Source organism: Salipiger sp. HF18 (assembly GCF_011806505.1).
In the GTDB taxonomy this organism is placed as follows: domain Bacteria; phylum Pseudomonadota; class Alphaproteobacteria; order Rhodobacterales; family Rhodobacteraceae; genus Salipiger; species Salipiger thiooxidans.
This window is the reverse complement of the sequence record NZ_JAATOS010000960.1, coordinates 1-654: the sequence shown is the minus strand read 5'-3', so window position 1 is coordinate 654 and position 654 is coordinate 1. Positions and strand designations below refer to the sequence as shown.

General features: G+C 68.8%; 1 protein-coding gene. It reads left to right on the top strand.

Features of this window, described 5'->3' with window-relative positions; genetic code table 11:
* Positions 1–654: GntR family transcriptional regulator (locus tag HC022_RS28255; RefSeq protein ID WP_167454567.1), on the top strand; the 654-nt coding region annotated here is incomplete at both ends.

The following is a 654-nucleotide window of genomic DNA, read 5'->3' as shown; positions in this document are numbered from 1 at the left end:
CGGCGCGCTTGCCCCCGGCGCGGAGCTGGGCTCGGAGGCCGAACTCGCGGCGCAGCTCTCGATCAGCCGGACCACCGCGCGCAACGTGCTCGCCCATCTCGTGCAGCTCGGCGTCGTCGAGTGGGAGGGGCGCCGCAAGACCCTGCTGCGGGCGCCCCTCCCCGATGACCGCTTCCCGCCCGAGGACGTGGCCCTGCCCGCCGAGCTGGCGGAGCGCAAGTTGCAGGAATGGATCCTGCGCACCGACCTGCCGCCCGGCTCGCAGATCCACGAGAGCGAGCTTGCGCGGCAGCTCGACATCCCCGTGGCGCTGGTCCGCGACCTTCTGCAGAACTTCCGGGTGAGCGGGCTGATCGAGAAGAACCCCAACAAACACTGGACGTTTCGCGGCTTCACCCGGGAATACGCCACCGAGATGTGCGACATGCGCGAGCTCATCGAGCGCGCCGCCATCCGCCAGCTCATTGCCGATCCTGACCATCCCTCCCTGCCCCGCATGGCCGAGATGGAGCGCCTGCACATCGCACTTCTGGCCCGGGACGACGCGGCGATGACCGAGTTCCCGGCACTGGATGCGCGCTTTCACCGGATCATCTGCCAGGCCGCGGACAACCGTTTCTTCGACGAGTTCGCGCACCGGATCTCGATCATCGT